General features: G+C 33.0%; 13 protein-coding genes. 7 read left to right on the top strand and 6 right to left on the bottom strand.

Annotation, left to right across the window (positions count from 1 at the left end; genetic code table 11):
* Positions 1 to 306 precede the first annotated feature (306 nt).
* Positions 307 to 2,496, bottom strand: coding sequence for a glutamine synthetase III (locus ACQKCJ_RS22860; RefSeq protein ID WP_271337062.1), 2,190 nt, complete (start codon positions 2,494 to 2,496; stop codon positions 307 to 309).
* 425 nt (positions 2,497 to 2,921) lie between these two features.
* Between ACQKCJ_RS22860 and ACQKCJ_RS22855 the strand changes: the two genes are divergently transcribed.
* The 3 genes from ACQKCJ_RS22855 (at position 2,922) to ACQKCJ_RS22845 (ending at position 7,320) form a co-directional block, all read left to right on the top strand.
* Positions 2,922 to 3,938 carry a glutamine synthetase beta-grasp domain-containing protein gene (locus ACQKCJ_RS22855; protein WP_271337061.1) on the top strand — a complete coding sequence of 339 codons (1,017 nt, stop codon included), beginning with the start codon at positions 2,922 to 2,924 and terminating at the stop codon, positions 3,936 to 3,938.
* A 433-nt stretch (positions 3,939 to 4,371) separates the two neighbouring features.
* Complete coding sequence (locus ACQKCJ_RS22850; RefSeq protein ID WP_271337060.1) at positions 4,372 to 5,340, top strand: TerC family protein; 969 nt, start codon at positions 4,372 to 4,374, stop codon at positions 5,338 to 5,340.
* 174 nt (positions 5,341 to 5,514) lie between these two features.
* Complete coding sequence (locus ACQKCJ_RS22845) at positions 5,515 to 7,320, top strand: T9SS type A sorting domain-containing protein (protein ID WP_271337059.1); 1,806 nt, start codon at positions 5,515 to 5,517, stop codon at positions 7,318 to 7,320.
* Between the two features lie 232 nt (positions 7,321 to 7,552).
* Here ACQKCJ_RS22845 and ACQKCJ_RS22840 read toward each other — a convergent pair whose 3' ends face one another.
* The 4 genes from ACQKCJ_RS22840 to ACQKCJ_RS22825 form a co-directional block, all read right to left on the bottom strand.
* A complete protein-coding gene (locus tag ACQKCJ_RS22840; protein WP_271335881.1) occupies positions 7,553 to 8,071 on the bottom strand; it encodes a hypothetical protein in 519 nt (172 codons plus the stop codon).
* Between the two features lie 105 nt (positions 8,072 to 8,176).
* Positions 8,177 to 9,046 carry an alpha/beta hydrolase gene (locus ACQKCJ_RS22835; protein WP_271335880.1) on the bottom strand — a complete coding sequence of 290 codons (870 nt, stop codon included), beginning with the start codon at positions 9,044 to 9,046 and terminating at the stop codon, positions 8,177 to 8,179.
* Positions 9,047 to 9,368: 322 nt separating this feature from the next.
* On the bottom strand, positions 9,369 to 11,405 hold the full coding sequence (locus ACQKCJ_RS22830) for a M13 family metallopeptidase (RefSeq protein WP_271335879.1): 2,037 nt from the start codon (positions 11,403 to 11,405) through the stop codon (positions 9,369 to 9,371).
* 628 nt (positions 11,406 to 12,033) lie between these two features.
* A complete protein-coding gene (locus ACQKCJ_RS22825; protein WP_271335878.1) occupies positions 12,034 to 12,906 on the bottom strand; it encodes an AraC family transcriptional regulator in 873 nt (290 codons plus the stop codon).
* Positions 12,907 to 13,355: 449 nt separating this feature from the next.
* On the opposite strand from ACQKCJ_RS22825, the gene ACQKCJ_RS22820 reads away from it, so the two are divergent.
* The 3 genes from ACQKCJ_RS22820 to ACQKCJ_RS22810 all read left to right on the top strand — a co-directional run bounded on the left by ACQKCJ_RS22820 (position 13,356) and on the right by ACQKCJ_RS22810 (position 16,177).
* A complete protein-coding gene (locus ACQKCJ_RS22820) occupies positions 13,356 to 13,775 on the top strand; it encodes a secretion protein (RefSeq protein WP_271335877.1) in 420 nt (139 codons plus the stop codon).
* A gap of 1,231 nt (positions 13,776 to 15,006) precedes the next feature.
* Positions 15,007 to 15,414, top strand: coding sequence for a T9SS type A sorting domain-containing protein (locus ACQKCJ_RS22815; RefSeq protein WP_271335876.1), 408 nt, complete (start codon positions 15,007 to 15,009; stop codon positions 15,412 to 15,414).
* Positions 15,415 to 15,790: 376 nt separating this feature from the next.
* Entirely contained in the window at positions 15,791 to 16,177 is a 387-nt protein-coding gene (locus tag ACQKCJ_RS22810; RefSeq protein WP_271335875.1) for a secretion protein, read from the top strand.
* 272 nt (positions 16,178 to 16,449) lie between these two features.
* On the opposite strand, the gene ACQKCJ_RS22805 is transcribed toward ACQKCJ_RS22810, so the two are convergent.
* Positions 16,450 to 16,857, bottom strand: a complete 408-nt coding sequence (locus ACQKCJ_RS22805; RefSeq protein WP_271335874.1) for a helix-turn-helix domain-containing protein — start codon at positions 16,855 to 16,857, stop codon at positions 16,450 to 16,452.
* 255 nt (positions 16,858 to 17,112) lie between these two features.
* On the opposite strand from ACQKCJ_RS22805, the gene ACQKCJ_RS22800 reads away from it, so the two are divergent.
* A complete protein-coding gene (locus tag ACQKCJ_RS22800; protein ID WP_338083385.1) occupies positions 17,113 to 17,379 on the top strand; it encodes a hypothetical protein in 267 nt (88 codons plus the stop codon).
* Positions 17,380 to 17,971 lie beyond the last annotated feature (592 nt).

The raw sequence follows: 17,971 nt of genomic DNA, 5'->3' as shown, positions 1-17,971 counted from the left end.
AATAAAATTACAACCCTTTATTTTCTTTCTTCATGACCAAAATTAGAAAACTTATCCAAAATCAAATCAAGTATAAATACCTATTTTACAATATCATAACCACTTTTCGATGAACTGTAAAACTATCTCGACGAACTACTAACATCTGCAAAAACATAAGTAGGAAATTACTTTATTATTGCAATTTATTTACAATTACCCCATTAGATCTGTTAAAAAACATATTGATCGTGCTTTATTTTAACATTAAAGCAAAAAAAAGCCCACCTTAATTCGATGGGCTTGGTAGAACTGTTAAATTATTATTTATTTTGTAAACAATAGCTCTCTGTACTTAGTTAATGTCCAACTTTCGTCGTCAACTAATAGCTCTAATTTGTCACAATGGTTGCGAATATCTTCAAAATAAGGCTTCACTTTATTGCAATAAGCCTCTGCCATTTTTTGTGCATCGGTTAAATGGTTTGCCGTTCTTCTCTCATCTGTCATGGCCAATACTTTAGAATTGATTCCTTCAATATGACCAGAAATTTCTTTTATTAAAACAATTTGCTCTTTTGCAATCGTTTCAAACTCTTTACCAAAAATCTCTTTTAATCCTTTTACGTTTTCGATTAATGTATTTTGGTAACGAATTGCTGTTGGGATAACATGGTTTCTTGCGATATCTCCCAAAACTCTTCCTTCGATCTGAATTTTCTTAGTATACTCTTCTAATTCTATTTCGTAACGCGCTTCGGCTTCAACATGGTTTAGAATTCCTAATTCAGAGAACAAATCCAATGCCTGTTTAGAAACTTTGGCTTTTATAGCTTCCGGAGTCGTTTTAAAATTACTTAAACCTCTTTTTGCTGCTTCTTTCTCCCAAGCTTCGCTATATCCGTCACCTTCAAAAAGTATTTTTTTAGATTGTTTGATATACTCTCTTAATACATTAAAGATAGCATCATCTTTTTTCATGTCTTTCGAGTCGATTAAAGAATCTACTTCCATTTTAAAGTCTTTTAATTGTTTTGCTACAATTGCATTAAGAGTTGTCATCGCGTTTGAACAGTTGGCGTTTGAACCCACAGCTCTAAACTCCCATTTATTTCCTGTAAAGGCAAAAGGCGATGTTCTGTTTCTGTCTGTATTGTCTAATAATACGTCCGGAATTTTCCCAACAACATTCAGTTTTAAATCTGTTTTTTCTTCTGGAGATAATTTTCCAGTTGTAACGCTTTCTAACTCAGATAAAACTTTGGTTAGTTGTGCTCCAATAAAAACAGAAATAATTGCCGGCGGTGCCTCATTTGCTCCTAACCTGTGATCATTACTTGCTGTTGCAATAGAAGCTCTTAATAAAGTTTCGTAATCATTAACTGCTTTTATGGTATTAATAAAGAAAGTAAGAAATTGCAAATTACTCATTGGCGTTTTACTCGGACTCAATAAATTAACTCCTGTATCTGTTGCCAACGACCAGTTATTGTGTTTTCCTGAACCGTTTACTCCTTTAAAAGGTTTCTCATGAAATAATACTTTAAAATCATGACGTTCTGCCACTTTCTGCATCACATCCATCAATAAAGAGTTGTGATCTACGGCAAGATTCGTTTCTTCAAAAATTGGTGCCAGCTCAAATTGATTGGGTGCCACCTCATTATGACGCGTTTTTACCGGAATTCCTAACAACATACATTCCTGTTCGAGATCTCTCATATACGTTAAGGCACGAGTTGGGATTGATCCAAAATAATGGTCGTCTAATTGTTGTCCTTTTGCAGAGGTATGTCCTAATAAAGTCCTTCCGGTCATCATCAGGTCAGGACGAGAATTTGCCAGTGCTTTATCAATCAGGAAATATTCTTGTTCCCAACCTAAAGTTGCCGTTACTTTTTTTACATTTTTATCGAAATACTTACATACTTCTGTAGCAGCTTCATCTATTGCAGAAAGCGCTCTTAATAACGGAATCTTATTGTCTAAAGCCTCACCCGTGTAAGCAATAAAAACGGTTGGAATACATAAAGTTGTTCCGTAAATAAATGCAGGAGAAGTTGGGTCCCATGCTGTATAACCCCTGGCCTCGAATGTATTTCTGATTCCGCCATTCGGGAAACTTGAAGCATCCGGTTCTTGTTGTACGAGTTGTGCTCCGCCAAATTTTTCTACAGGATCACTCCCGTCATATGAAACTTCGAAAAAAGCATCGTGTTTTTCTGCGGTTGTTCCTGTAAGAGGCTGAAACCAGTGTGTATAATGTGTAACACCCTTAGATAATGCCCATTCTTTCATTCCCATGGCAATATAATCTGCCAGTTTTCTGTCTATTTTAGTTCCATGCTGAATTGCATCTCTAACTCCTTTTAAAGCATCAGAAGTCAAAAACTGCTTCATCGCTTTTTCATTAAATACATTTGAACCAAAAATGTTAGATTTTCTGTCTATTTCTTCAAAATGTACTGGCTTTCTTGTAGAAGCTTCTTGTAAAGCTTGGAAACGTAATGTTGACATGTATTTAAGTTTAAAATTTATAATAGTTTTTAGTAAAAAAGAAGAACAAATATAAACAAATAAAAACCCTGTTTAAAAGATAAATTTCAGAATTTTCTTCGATGATTTTTCAACGTTAGAAGCTTTTCACAAAGAATAATGAATTTGATTTTAAGAAATATAACAAAATAGCTTAGTATTCTTCATTAAATAAACATTTTTTCATAATTCCTTAACCCTAAATCCCGGCAAAGAAGAGTAATTTTTACGAATTTATTTTTTAAAGGTGTTAAAAATTGCTTTTTTAAAAATATACCCCTCTCAAAATTGCGCTTATCTAAAAAATAATAGTCCACTAAACAAAACAGCCCCCTAATTTTTACGGCTAAAAAAATAAATCTATATTTGACCCAACGAAAAAAACAAAAAAATTAATTTATATTATTATGGCTAAAATTAAGTTAGAGTACATTTGGTTAGATGGATATGAACCAACTCAAAATCTTAGAAGTAAAACTAAAGTTGAAGAGCATGAAAATTTCAAAGGAACATTAGAAGAACTTGGAAATTGGTCATTTGATGGTTCATCTACAAAACAAGCTGAAGGAGGATCTTCAGACTGTCTATTAGTTCCTGTTGCTATTTATCCTGATCCAACTCGCATAAACGGATACTTGGTAATGTCAGAAGTTATGTTTGCTGACGGAAGACCACACCCTTCTAACGGTAGAGCTACAATTGATGATGATAATGATGATTTTTGGTTTGGTTTCGAACAAGAGTATTTCATCATGGATACTAAAACTTTATTGCCATTAGGTTTCCCTGTTGGAGGATATCCCGCTCCACAAGGTATGTACTACTGCTCTGTAGGTGGAAAAAACACTCACGGAAGAAAATTAGTAGAAGAACATGCTGACCTATGTATTGCTGCTGGTCTTAACTTTGAAGGAATTAACCAAGAGGTTGCCTGCGGACAATGGGAATTTCAATTATTCGCTAAAGGTGCTAAAAAAGCCGGAGACGAAATTTGGGTTGCCCGTTACTTATTAGATCGTTTGACTGAAAAATATGGTTACTATATCGAATACCACCCAAAACCACTTGGAGATACTGACTGGAATGGTTCTGGAATGCACGCTAACTTCTCTAATGAGATATTAAGAACATGTGGTTCTAAAGAAACTTACGAAAAAATATGTGAAGCTTTCCGTCCTGTTGTTAAAGAACACATTGAAGTTTACGGAGCTTACAACGACCAACGTTTAACTGGTAAACATGAAACTGCTTCTATTCACGATTTCTCTTATGGAGTATCTGATAGAGGAGCTTCAATCAGAATTCCTTTATACACAGTTCAAAAAGGATGGAAAGGATACCTTGAAGACAGAAGACCAGCTTCAAACGGTGATCCATACAAAATTGCTGCAAGAATTATCAAAACTGTAAAATCAGCGCTATAATTTAAAGCTTATATTATATCTTAAAAGTGTCCTCTTAATTGATGGCACTTTTTTTTGTTTAATCATGTATCAGGTTCAAACCCGACAGGTTTTAAAAACCTGTCGGGTTACAAAACATACCTTAGAAAGCCAATTGTCAGTTCGGGCGGGATCCAGAATTTTCATTGTTTTCAATAAAGTCGATCGTAGCGAGCATTTCGACTTCGCTCAATGGGACAGAACGTTCTCAGAAGCAAAAAAACAATCAAATCCCGATTGTCAGTTAGAGCGGAGTCGAGAACCTTTATAGTGCCTGAACAAAATCAGTCATCGCAAGCATTTCGACTTCGCTCAATGTAACAAACTATATCAATTAAAAAGTCAACTTTTCGATAATTAATTTTTAACGTTAAACTTCAAAAACTATCTTTGTAAATCATTTAAAATAAGCATTATGATAGTCTGGACTTTGTTTTTATTGGGTGTTGTTTTGATTCTTGCTTTAGACTTGGGTGTTTTTAATAAAAACCCACATATTATCAGTACTAAAGAAGCAAGTAAGTGGACTCTTATTTGGGTAACATTATCCTTCCTGTTTTCCGGAGTCATTTATTGGCTTTATACTACAGATTATATTGAGAATCCGGATAATCTAAAACCAGCCGTAGCTTCGATGAAGTTCATTACAGGTTATTTGATTGAACTGTCCTTAAGTGTCGATAATATTTTTGTAATTGCGATTATTTTTGCGTCTTTCAAAATACCTCAAAAATACCAGCACCGTGTTTTATTCTGGGGAATTTTAGGCGCAGTTGTCTTTCGTGGATTAATGATTTTCTTTGGTGTAATGCTGATCCATAAATTTGCCTGGACGACTTATTTGTTTGGTGCATTTTTGATTTTTACTGCCTTAAAAATGTTATTCTCCGGCGATGATGATGACTTTCAGCCCAAAGATTCTTTTGTATACAAAACACTTGGAAAAATTATTCCGATCACTGCTGAAATGGATGGTGAAAAGTTTTTTATTAGTACAAAAACTGCGAGAAGAACCGCAACACCTTTATTTGTTGCCTTGATTGTTATCGAGGTTATGGACGTTCTTTTTGCCGTAGATAGTGTTCCTGCAATTTTAGCAATTACATCTGATCCTTTTTTGGTATTCAGTTCTAATATCTTTGCAATTCTGGGGTTACGTTCTATGTACTTTTTCTTAGCCAATATGCTGGCAAGATTCAGTTTCTTAGAATACAGTCTAGTTGCTATTTTAGCTTTTGTGGGATTAAAAATGATTCTCCACGATTTTATCCAGGTACCGGAATGGGTTTCATTAGGTTTTATTGCTCTTTCGCTTCTAGTGGGGATTTTGGTTTCTTTGAAATATGGAAAGAATAATGAGGAAACTCAGAAATTAGACGAGTAAGTTTATTAGAAAGATATATTCATAAAAAAAAGGAAATCATTACGATTTCCTTTTTTTTTATAAGCAAATTAAATAAAAATAAATATAATCTTATTATTTAACACTAAAAATTAAGATTATACCTTTATAATAAATATATTTAACTCATTATAAATCTTTTAAAAGCCTTTTATCATGAGAAAAAATTACATTTATCTCGTTCTATTACTTGCATTCAATACAGGAATATTCGCGCAAAAAGTTATCCTAACACCCACAGCAGTAAATGGAGCAAGTGTAAGCAGTAGCGGACCAATTAATTTAGGAGGCACACCTTATTCGACCGTTTCATTAGGCATACGAGTTGAGATGCCGTCAATTCCTGGTAATACCGGAACCATTAGCATCTATTCTTTAAATGGACTAAATGCCAATGTCGTTGCTGGAGGTAATGGCGGATCTCTAATTTTTAACGAAGGCAATGTAGCTTCGAGAAGTTTTGTAGTAAACTTAAACTGGGGTGACTTTCCTACTTCAGGAGGCTTTATTTATGCAGAATACAAAACAAGTGGTAGTGTTACTTATAAAAGTGGTTATATTGCTGTTATAAAAAATGCGACAATAGGTGGAGGAGTTGTAAACCCGCCTGCAGATGCTCTTAACCCTTCAAAAATACCGAATAGTTTATGTTGTAATCAAACCATAAGACAGGGAGACAGACCCGCACCTATTACAGGTTCTCAATATTTAGATCCTTATGAAAACTACATATATGGTATAAATAGTCGATGGAACGCTGCCAATGCTAGTGTTTTAAATTTAGATAATAATACTAAAACTTTATACTTAGATTACACAACAGAACTCAAAAATATAACAGTAACAAGAGAATTAGGATATAAAGGGAATAATGAATACCCAAACAAAAGTAATACTATAACTATTACTGTAGTTCCTAATCCAATCCTTAAAACTAACATTTTTACTAATGAACCTTTAAACTCAGATGGATTCATTGAATTGTCAAGTGTAAAGAAATTGAGTATTGATGGAACTAGCTCATCAGTAAGTTTAAATATTTTACAGGATCCATATCATATTGCTGGAAGAACTGATAATATTGTGAATGTAGACGCGTATAAATGGGAGTATACCAAAACAAATATAGCACTTGGAGGACACAGAACATGGATTACCATACCAAACGAAAATTCTGGTAGTTTAGATTTTAGAATTCCTTTAGAAGATTCTAGTTTAGAAGATAATTATTACTTAATAAGAAGAATTGCAGTTTACAAAAATATAACAAGAGTAAGTGAGCCCCTAAAAGTTTTAATGAGAGGGGTGCGTTATGAGAATACTATATGTTGCGACCAGACTTTAAAAATATCCTCTCTTACTGAATACGAAAGTCCTGCTACAATAACTGGCTCAATTCCCATAGTAGATAATATAAATATTGTTGGAACTGATTTTCTGATCACATCTATTTCATATCAATGGCAAAGCCAAACAACTGAAAATCGAAAATCTATTTGGTCGAATATCCCTAGTGCAACATCAAAAGATTATCTTCCTCCATCATCTTCACTAAAAGTAATCAGCAATGGAGGACGTAGAGGTGTTTCTGCCTTTAAATTTGAATCTTCTTTTAATTTTAGAAGAATAGCAATAATTCAATATAGAGTATTTAATACAAAATGGATTTATGGAACTCTTTCAAGCTACAGCAATGAAACATCTTTAACAGGAAGCGCTAATGAGCCTTACACAAAAATATACCCAAATCCTACATCATCAACTTTAAATATTCAAAGTATGCAAGATATTTCAAATGCAAAAATAAGAATTACAAATATTATGGGAATTACATCTAACTATAATTTCTCAATAATAAATTCAAATTTAATTAGCATAGATGTTTCACAATTAATAACTGGTACATATTTCATCAGTATTGATACTAGAGACAATTTTAATAGTACATTTATAAAACACTAAACAAACTATGCACTGAAATTGCAGAGGTTTGTTTGAGGAGAGACTAAAAGTCTATCTATTTTAAAACCTCAATAGCAATTTTAAAAACTAGTCTAAGTTAATTGAAAAGTTAATGTTTTATTTTTTACGCATTACTAAAGTACTGCAAGAGTTCGCCGTGATCTGAGACCAGTAAAACTTTAACAAAAAAGGAAATCTTACGATTTCCTTTTTTATATTTCTATTCTAATAATTAATTTAATTTCTTTACATTACTATCATCAATTTTATACTTTTTAATAACTGCGTTGTAATCTGAATAATCCGCTACATTAACTGATTTTTTAGTATTAAATCCATCATCTCCAGGTACTATTACAATGCGAAATATTTGATCAACCACAAAATCTGCTGGAATAGGATTAACATTTAAATCAAAACCTTCGGTAAAAATCCTAAAATTATCTTGTGTAAAATCAAATTTAAAGGTAAAATAAAGCTTACCATCAGTGTAATAATGAGATTCTGGAAGCGGAGTCCATATATCACGCTTTGTTTCAGGATCAGCTCCATCATATCTGTAAATTAAGATAACATCACCAGAATATATTCTGGAATCAAAATCTACATATATTTCAGAATTTGAAGTTGGGCTAAAATTTGCTTTGTTAACTTCAAAAACATAACTGATTGTATCATTATCATCGTTATTTGAACATCCCGAAAATGCAAACAGTCCAACGACTGCAAAAAGTGTAAGTATCTTTTTCATGGTATTTGTGGTATTTATTGTTTTTAGAATAAATTATATATATAAAGATATTCCAAAAATCAAACCAAAAAAAGAATTTTACTAATTTCTTGTTAGAATTTTCTTTTATTTTTTTACAACCTGCTGATTTTTAAGCAATATTTTATTAAAAAATAACATATGATACGGCAGTGAATTTTCCCAATAATCCCACGTATGTGCTCCCGGACGTTCAGTGTAATCGTGGTCTACTTTGTTATAAACTAATCTTCGGTGTAATTCTCTGTTGGGTTCTATTAAGAAATCATCAACTCCGCAATCTATAATTAAGGGTAGTTTATTTGCTTTTATTTTATCTAACATTCCCATTACGGCATATTGGGCATACATTTCTGAGTTGTCGCTTTTGTCCCCAAAAACAGGCTGCATCAATTTTACTACCTGAGCAGATGATTCACGATTGAGCATTGTACTCATATCTACTGCTCCACTCATGCTTCCGGCAGCACAAAACAATTCAGGATGTTTGGCAGACAAGTATAATGCACCATGACCTCCCATAGAAAGTCCTGTAATTACTCTTCCGTTTCTGTTGCTGATCGTTCTATAGGTTTTATCGACTTTATGAATGACTTCTTGTGTAATAAAAGTCTCAAACTGACTTCCTTTATTTACCGGACTGTCCAGATAGAAACTAAAGGTCTCGCCTTCAGGCATTACGATGATAATATTATATTGATCAGATAAGTTCTGGACTAATTTTTTGTTGGGCGTATTTTTTAGCCAATCACCAAAATGACCATACGCTCCGTGCAATAAATACATTACCGGAAACGCCACTTTACTTTTTGCATACGAATTGGGCAATACAACAGCAGCTTTGTAGGTTTTGCTCATGGCTGCACTCGCAACTTGCAAAGTATCTACTTTTGCCGCGTAACTCATTGATGAAACGCACAAAAGAATAGCAAACACTAAGAATTTAAAGTTTTTCATATTTATTTATTTTTTTGATTAGGGATTGTAAATATACTTTTTTCTTCATTATACTATAATGAAAAATACAACCGGTTTTTTGATGGTAAAAGGTTGCCGCGAATTGCACGAATTTTCACGAATTGGATTATGGGTAATTTGTTGCGAAAAAAAAGCCACAGATTAAAAAATCATTTTAATCAGTACAATCCGTGGCAAAAATATAACAAAAAAAAATCCGCGACAAACCAGCTTAACCCGCTCAATCCGTGGACAATTATATCGTAAACAAAAAAACCATTCGCCGCAACGAATGGTTTTATATAAATGAGAATTTTATTTTTTACCAGATTACTACTCGTAAACTATCCGGCTGATACATCTTATTTCCTTTTTTGACATTGAATGCCTTATGAAATTCCGGAATATTGCTCAATGGTCCGTTGACTCTAAATTGTTCCGGTGCGTGAACATCTGTCATGATCTGGTTAATTTTTGACTCATCTCTTCTATTGACCATCCAGGAATAAGCATAGGCAAGGAAATAACGCTGTTCCGGAGTTAATCCGCTAATTTTTTGCTTGTTCTTAAACTGTTCCGTTTTTTCGAATGCTTCGTAACCCATGATAACACCACCTAAATCAGCAATGTTTTCGCCTTGAGTCGCTTCACCATTTACCTGTTTCCCTAAAATAGAATATCTGTTGTACTGATCTACGATCAATTGCGTTTTGGCCTTGAATCTTTTCAAATCTTCTGCCGTCCACCAATTGTTCAGGTTTCCTTTTTCGTCATATTGACTTCCCTGATCATCAAAACCATGTGTGATTTCATGCCCGAAGAAAGAGCCACCTAATATTCCGTACAAAATAGCATCGTCCGGCATACGTCCTTCATAACCCGGAACAATAATATTACAAGCCGGAATCACGATTTCGTTGTTACTTGGGTTGTAGTAAGCATTATAAGTCTGTGGCTGCATACTCCATTCGTTTCTGTCTACCGGTTTTCCGTATTTATTGATCATATAATTATAATCCCAAATATAAGCTTTCATAACATTCACACAGTATGATTTTCTATCGATAGAAAGTTGACTCATATCTTTCCATTTATCCGGATATCCCAATTTCATAACCATTTTACTTAGCTTGTATAATGCTTTTTGTTTGGTAGGCTCGCTCATCCAATCCAGCTTTTTGATATGCGAAGCAAATACATCACGAATATTGTTTCCTATTTCCAATAATTTCTCCTTTACGCCTTTTGGCATATAATCAGCCACATAAACCTGCCCAATTAATTCTCCCACAGATTGATTTGTTTGCGTTACTACTCTCTTCCAACGTGGCTTTTGAGTCGTCACGCCATTCATTATTGTAGAATAGAATTTAAAATTTTCTTTTTCAATAGCGGCGTTCAAATAAGGCGCATAAGCACTTACAAGATTCCACTTAAGATAGGTCTTCCAATCTTCGATTGTATATTTTTTGATCGTCGTATTTAATGCTTTAAAAAATTCGGGCTGTCCTACAATAATCGAATCTGCTTTTGCAATACCTAAAACCGGCAATACTTTTTTCCAGTCAATATCCGGAGTAATAGCATTAAACTGATCAACAGTAAGCTTGTTGTAATTTTTTACAGGATCACGAAGAGCTTCTAATTTTCTAGATGATTTTGCCAGTTCAGTTTCAAGTTTCAGTACTTTTTCGGCATTTTTTGAAGCAACAGCTTCTTCTTCACCCATAAATTTCATCATCGTTTTAAGATGTGATAAATAGGCTGTACGAATCTCTACATTTCGTTTGTCAGAATCCAGATAATAATCTCTTTGTTTCATTCCTAAACCGCCTTGTCCTAAAAACACAGCATATTTAGTACTGATTTTATCATCCTGCGAAACATAAAACGTAAATGCCGGATCTGCCCCTACAGTTTGCAAATGTGCAATTGTACTGATCAATCCTGAAATATCCTTAATTTCGTTGATTTTTTTGATTTCATTATTTAGTGGAGACAAACCTGCTTTTTCGATGGCAATCGTATCCATTCCTGAAGCATAAAAATCACCAATTTTTTGTTTGTTACTTCCTTTTCCAGCTGATTCGTCTTTAGCAGCATTTTCGCAGATACTTTTAATTTGTCCATTAATAGTATCCATAACAATTCTCATTATTCCGTTATTGCTGTCGGTAGGCAAAATGGGATTTTTTTTGAACCAGCCATTATTAGCATAATTAAAAAAATCGTCTCCAGGATTTATCGTTGTGTCGCGATTGGTAATTAATGGATCTGAAAATGCTACATCCTTTTTATTGCAGCTCAAAAATGTCATTCCGATAAGGAGAAATGTGAGAGGTTTTCTAAATAAATTCATTCAGTTATAAAATTTGTTAAGGAAATTAAATCAGACACTTGTTATATTTTAAAAATAACAAGTCTGTAAATATAATTTTTATAACAATAACAAAGAGTAAAAAAATCCAAATTTAAAATTTAAAATTCTAAAAAGTACAGCTTTATATATATTAAGGAACAACATAATAAATGATTTAATAATATAAAAAGCTTGCCACGAATTAGGACAAATTTTTCTCTGTAAATAAGAAATATTAATTCGTGGAAATTCGTGTAATTTATGGCTAAAATTTAAGTTTTTGTGATTACCGTAAAAAAGGCTTCGACTTCGCTCTGCCTGACAAACAATACAGTGAATAACTTTATATTGTAGAAGAAAAAGCTTGCCACGAATTCCACAAATTAGCACCAATTTTTTCTCTGCAAATGAAAAATATTACTTTGTGAAAATTCGTTGAATTCGTGGCAAAAATTTAAGTTTTTGTGATTGTAGAAGAAAAAACTTGCCACGAATTGCACTAATTAGCACTAATTTTTCTATGTAAATGAAAAATATTACTTTGTGAAAATTCGTGGAATTCGTGGCAAAAAAAAAAATCCTGAAGCTTCTTCTAAAGTTTCAGGATTCTTAGCCATACAAAAAGTCTTTAGCTAATAATTATCTTGTGTTCGTGACGATATTGCGAAGCGCTTTTTCCGGTGTATTGTTTGAAGGACTTACTAAAGTGACTGAAATTATTAAATCCGCTTTCGTAACACACTTCATTGATACTGATTGGTTTTTCGGCCAATAATTTTGATGCGTGAACCAAACGATATTCGTTTACGAACTCTGTAAAGGTTTTATTTGAAATCTTCTTGAAATATCGGCAAAAAGAAGGCGTAGTCATACTTACCAGACTCGAAACCTCATCGATAGCAATTGATTCCTGAAAATGATCTTTAACATAATTAAAAATTACATTGATACGGTCATTATCCTGGGTTTGCAATTCTAATGAAAAACCGTCAGCATTAAGAACCGTATAATCCTTTGAAGAATCCAGTTCATCTAAAATACTTAGAAGCGTAAGCAAACGTTCAAACGGAAGTTGGTTTTCCATCATTTCGATTTTCTTACCTATTTGTTTTTTAGTCTCTCCGCCAAAAGCGATTCCGCCTTTAGCCTGACTAATAATATTTTGAACCTTTCTCATTTCGGGAGCAACAAAAAAATCATTCCCTAAAAACTCCGGTTTAATATGAATAACGGTTTCTGTTGTGTTACCCGTTTGTTCGTTCGTAAAACCGCAATGTGGCAAATTAGCACCTATCAGTATCAAACTTCCATTGGTATAATAAGAAACATGGCTTCCTATTTGTCTTTTCCCTGCCCCACCATTTATATAAACCAACTCAATCTCAGGATGATAATGCCATAGATGAGCTTTACTATTGGTCTTTTCGGCGTGCTTTGCGTAGGTAAAAGAACTTCCGTATGAATTTGATATCACTTCAAGAGCTGGGGCAATTGTCTTCATGATAAAATCTTTAAAAAATAATAGCAAATTTAACAAAATCACTTAATATAATTTAAAAATTAACCTATAACGGTTTCGTAAATACAGATTTCGCATCAAATTCCTTAAAAACCAAATCTTTAAATTACGGTAATTGAGTTATATTTTTAAGTACCCTTATTTTTACTCCTAATTTTTTTAATATATCGTATTTAATCCAGTCCTTTTATAAACAAATCCTATACAGGTAAGAATTTACTTTGTTTTGCACAAATGTTAATTTTTGTAAATCCTTAAAAAATAATATCCTAATTAACAAAAACACCTAACATAATTCAAAAATTAACCTATAACGGTTTCGTAAATGAGAATATAGCATATAAATTGGAAAATACAGTTGTGAAAAAATCACACATCCCGGAGTAATTTAGCATCAGAAAATTAGAACTAATAATTTAAAACGAAGCGTTATGAAAAAGATATTAAAATTAAGTTTAGTATGTGCAGTACTTTTTACAGGAATGAGCACTTATGCAATTGATGGAAATGATAATGGAAATGCAGATTTTAACCTACACGTATTAAAAGCGAATGGAAAGCTGATTACGTTTGCTCTAAATCAGGTAAAGAAAGCAAGCATTAGTATTTATGATAAAAACAATAGTTTGATCTATTCTGAGAATGCTTCAGGTAAAGAAGGAATCTTAAGAACTTTTAGTTTAGAAGAACTTCCTGCAGGAACTTACTTCTTAGAAGTTGAAGACAGTGCAAAAAAAGTAAGACACGAAATTACAATTACTGATGATAAATCTATATTGTCATCTAAAGCAGTTTCGTCAGCATACAAAGCAGGTTTCTCTGCTCAAAATTCAAGCGTAGCAGTACGCTAAACAAGTTTATGCTCTCATAAAGTATAAAAATGAGGTTAGATAGTTAGTAAAGTTAAAAACGTGATTGTTTTGAAACAGCTCTTTGTGGTTATTGAGCTGTTTTTTTTGTGCCATACTTTTTTGGGGTTGCCACAAAGGCACTAAGGCGCAATGTTTTATTTTTTGCTGTTTTTTTACCGCAAAGAGCGCAAAGATTTTCTACCTATATATACGCTCAGAAAACACAAAGCTCACAAAGCTGAATCATTCAAAGCTTTGCGAAATTTTGCGTTTACTAAAAGCTCCAGCATATAAAAAACTTTTGCACACTTTGCGGTTAAAACAGTTCCCAAAGTTTATTCGACACAAAGCTTTGCGAACTTTTGCGTTTACTAAAAACCCAGAATATAAAAAATCTTGCGCACTTTGCGGTTAAACAGTTCGCAAAGTTTATTCGACACATAGCTTTGCGAACTTTTGCGTTTACTAAAAACCCAGCATATAAAAAATCTTGCGCACTTTGCGGTTAAAATAGTTCCCAAAGTTTATTCGACACATAGCTTTGCGAACTTTTGCGTTTACTAAAAACCCAGCATATAAAAAACTTTTGCGCACTTTGCGGTTAAAACAGTTCGCAAAGTTTATTTGACACATAGCTTTGCGAACTTTTGCGTTTACTAAAAACCCAGCATATAAAAAACTTTGCGCTCTTTGTGGTTAAAACAGTTCCCAAAGTTTATTCGACACATAGCTTTGCGAACTTTTGCGTTTACTAAAAACCCAGCATATAAAAAACTTTTGCACACTTTGCGGTTAAAACAGTTCCCAAAGTTTATTCGACACATAGCTTTGCGAACTTTTGCGTCTACTAAAAACCCAGCATATAAAAAACTTTTGCGCACTTTGCGGTTAAAACAGTTCCCAAAGTTTATTCGACACAAAGCTTTGCGAACTTTTGCGTTTACTAAAAACCCAGCATATAAAAAATCTTGCGCACTTTGCGGTTAAACCTTCAAAACAAATCATTTGTAAGAAATACAGATTAATTTACATTATCTTAATTTAAGCAAAACATTAAAAAATAATAACCTAATTAACAAAAACGATAAAAATAATTCAAACTTTAACCTATAACGCTTTCGTAAATGAGAATACAGCATCGAAATTGGAAAATAGAGTTGTGTAAAAAAATGCATATCCGAAGTAATTTAGCATCAGAGAATTAGAACTATTAATCTAAAAAACAAATGTCATGAAAAAGATTTTAAAATTAAGTTTAGTATGTGCAGTGCTTTTTTCAGGAATGAGTACTTATGCAATTGACGGGAATGAAGATTTTAATCTTCATGTATTAAAAACCAATGGAAAGCTAATTACGTTTGCCCTTAATAAAGTGCAAAAAGCCAACCTTGCTATTTATGATAAAGATGGTACTTTGATCTATTCTGAAAGTGCTTCTGGTAAAGATGGAATCTTGAGAACTTTTAGTTTAGAAGAATTTCCTGCCGGAACTTACTTCTTAGAAATTGAGGATAATGTAAAAAAAGTGAAACATGAAATTACAATTACTGATGATGCAACTTCATTATCAAGAAAAGCAGTTTCATCTGTTTATAAAGCAGGATTTTCTGCTAAAAATACAGGCGTAGCAGTACGCTAAAAAGTTATACTGCATACAGTATAAAATGAGGTTAGATAGTTAGTAAAGTTTTAAAACGGGAAATCGTTTTTTTTAAACAGCTCTTTGTGGTTATTGAGCTGTTTTTTTGTGCCCTTTTTTTTCATGAAATTTATTTCGATTTCATTTTTAGAAAACTATTCTTAATAAATCTAAAAATCTGATTTCTAAACCATTAAAAAAATCACAGAAAAAAAATCCAAGAGCCCAGTAATTACGTACATAGTTCAGTCAAAACACCGAAACATCTTTGATTCAGCAATTTACACCTATAAAAAAGTGCTTTTTTTGCATAAAATTAAATTTCAATTTGTAGTTTTGAGCGTTCCACAAACAGTAATAAACAATTAAAAAAAACATGACAAATTTTACCAAAATGGGCTTAGTTGTTGCCGTATTTTTAACAACGATCTTTACTTATGCAATGGATGGAAAAGGGGATTATATTTTGAATATAAAAACCGGAAACGGAAAAGTAGTTAGCATTACTTTGAACAACCTTGAGAAATCAGTTTTTTCTATCTTCGACGAAAACCACAATTTAGTGTACACAGGAGAATCTGCTACAGACAAATTAGAGATTTCGAAAACCTTAAGTTTAGAGGCATTTCCTGCCGGAACTTATACCTTAGAAGTAAACGAAAATGGTAAAGTTGCGAAACACGATATTGCTGTTTCTGCAAAAAAATCAAAAACTATTAAGCTTGACGAATCAGTAAACGAAAGTCCTGGTTTCCGTCGTTAATTGTTTTTTACTTAAAAATTGAAAAGCATCGGCCGTGGCTGATGCTTTTTTTGTTTCTACGCAGTTTCCCAAAACTAGTTCGATATCACTTCTGCTTTTGTTCGTATGAATGATAATTGCGATTATAATCGTGCTGAATGGATATCCATCCCTACAATATGTTCTGTTCCTCCGGAATACCTAACCCGATTCATTGTAGTAACTCTAGACTTTAAAAATTAAAAAGCACCAACCGTGGCTGATGCTTTTTTATGAATGAACTTCTCTAGAAATTATTTCACTTGAAGTAATTTTTCTAAATATTCGTTTTTATCTTGTTCCGCTTTCAGCAAACGTTCGTAAAGTTTTTTATTTTCTTCTACTGCTTCCATTAATTTATCTAATGGATTGAATGTACAAGTATTGTAATGATTGAAATTATTATCAGATTCATTAAAAGTGTTGAAATAATTAATTGCCAATTCTTCTGAAAAATTCTTAATGGCTTCAACCGTTACACCAAGTGCTTTTGCTACTTCGATAAGCCTTTCTTCTTCTATGGTTTCGCTGTTTTCGATAGAAGATATTGTTTGCTGGCTTATTCCTAAAGCCTGTGCCAAAGCTTCCTGTTTCATATCACGAAGTTCACGAATACGGCTAATCTTGCGCCCTATATGATTTGGTTTTGTTAGTGTGCTCATAATTCAAAGATAATAATTTAGTGTGATAACCTGCAAAATGTAAAAGACATATTTCTGATGTAAGGAACACTAAAAAATGTTTTCATACAGAAAAATCTATCTCTTTCTTCGCTGAGTCAAACAAAAGTACAATTTTTCTTATAACAAAATAATAAAAGTCTAATTGTAAAATGATTAACTCAACTAAAAAATATACGCCATGGAAACCAATGAAATTAAAAAATTAGAAAGCCTTAGAAAATTAACTGCCAAATATTGCAAGACTCTACTCCGCCTAATGATAAAATAGGAACTCATACCGCTCAAATTAAAATGCTCAATTATTATGAACTTGGCTGTACCATTACCGAACTCCTAAAATTATGTATTGTAGCATTAGAGCAAGACGCGCATCAAACCTCAACTACCATTAAATATTCGCCTATAAATGTTGCGCTTATTCTAGAAATGGTGTTGGAGATGTTTCCTCTAGATGAATTTGAATTGATTACGGAAATTAGTGAGGTGTTGGTTGGGGATTGAATTCTAATTCTTAAATCTGATAAAGATCTACTCGCTATTGTCCCGCTATAATTGTTCGAACCTGCTGCTCTGTAAGAGCCTTGGCAACAGCATGGTGCGAAGCACTATGAATGCAAAACGATTTTTGTTTTAGCCCTGAAAGGGCGGAAGCCTAATCGCAAAGAAAATTTTCATTAGGTTACATTGTTATTTTATAACAAAGTTTTCCTGTTTTTAGAATCTATATCGTTTATTTTGCTTTTGCCCTTTCAGGGCAACATATAGAACTTAATTATTCTGTAGTGCGTTGCACCACGCTATTGACTTTAGGCTTTCAGCCTATTTTTTTGAGGGTTTCGAACATCTGGCGTCCCGCTCTCGCCAGCAGATGTTTTATAGTTTTCAAACCTTGAAAATTAGTGACGGTTTCATCTGCTGGCGCGAGCGTCTCGCTCGTGCACACACAGCATATCAATTTGTTATATCAACTTTGCGTTCACGAGCGAGACGCTCGCGCTCAATGTCATTAAGTTAAGAAAATTTCATATCGCATCTTTTTGATTTTTAAGCACTAAAGGTCTTACTCTAGTTCTGTATTTACCTGCTTCCCGTT

It is taken from the genome of Flavobacterium sp. NPDC079362 (genome assembly GCF_050267765.1).
In the GTDB taxonomy this organism is placed as follows: domain Bacteria; phylum Bacteroidota; class Bacteroidia; order Flavobacteriales; family Flavobacteriaceae; genus Flavobacterium; species Flavobacterium azizsancarii.
The sequence above is the reverse complement of the archived record's forward strand: the minus strand, read 5'-3'. Positions and strand labels throughout refer to the sequence as shown.

Excerpts from the sequence above, each read along its gene's own strand:
- ACQKCJ_RS22860 (WP_271337062.1), bottom strand. The coding sequence starts at position 2,496 with ATGTCAACATTACGTTTCCAAGCTTTACAAGAAGCTTCTACAAGAAAG.
- ACQKCJ_RS22855 (WP_271337061.1), top strand. The coding sequence starts at position 2,922 with ATGGCTAAAATTAAGTTAGAGTACATTTGGTTAGATGGATATGAACCA.
- ACQKCJ_RS22850 (WP_271337060.1), top strand. The coding sequence starts at position 4,372 with ATGATAGTCTGGACTTTGTTTTTATTGGGTGTTGTTTTGATTCTTGCT.
- ACQKCJ_RS22845 (WP_271337059.1), top strand. The coding sequence starts at position 5,515 with ATGAGAAAAAATTACATTTATCTCGTTCTATTACTTGCATTCAATACA.
- ACQKCJ_RS22840 (WP_271335881.1), bottom strand. The coding sequence starts at position 8,071 with ATGAAAAAGATACTTACACTTTTTGCAGTCGTTGGACTGTTTGCATTT.
- ACQKCJ_RS22835 (WP_271335880.1), bottom strand. The coding sequence starts at position 9,046 with ATGAAAAACTTTAAATTCTTAGTGTTTGCTATTCTTTTGTGCGTTTCA.
- ACQKCJ_RS22830 (WP_271335879.1), bottom strand. The coding sequence starts at position 11,405 with ATGAATTTATTTAGAAAACCTCTCACATTTCTCCTTATCGGAATGACA.
- ACQKCJ_RS22825 (WP_271335878.1), bottom strand. The coding sequence starts at position 12,906 with ATGAAGACAATTGCCCCAGCTCTTGAAGTGATATCAAATTCATACGGA.
- ACQKCJ_RS22820 (WP_271335877.1), top strand. The coding sequence starts at position 13,356 with ATGAAAAAGATATTAAAATTAAGTTTAGTATGTGCAGTACTTTTTACA.
- ACQKCJ_RS22815 (WP_271335876.1), top strand. The coding sequence starts at position 15,007 with ATGAAAAAGATTTTAAAATTAAGTTTAGTATGTGCAGTGCTTTTTTCA.
- ACQKCJ_RS22810 (WP_271335875.1), top strand. The coding sequence starts at position 15,791 with ATGACAAATTTTACCAAAATGGGCTTAGTTGTTGCCGTATTTTTAACA.
- ACQKCJ_RS22805 (WP_271335874.1), bottom strand. The coding sequence starts at position 16,857 with ATGAGCACACTAACAAAACCAAATCATATAGGGCGCAAGATTAGCCGT.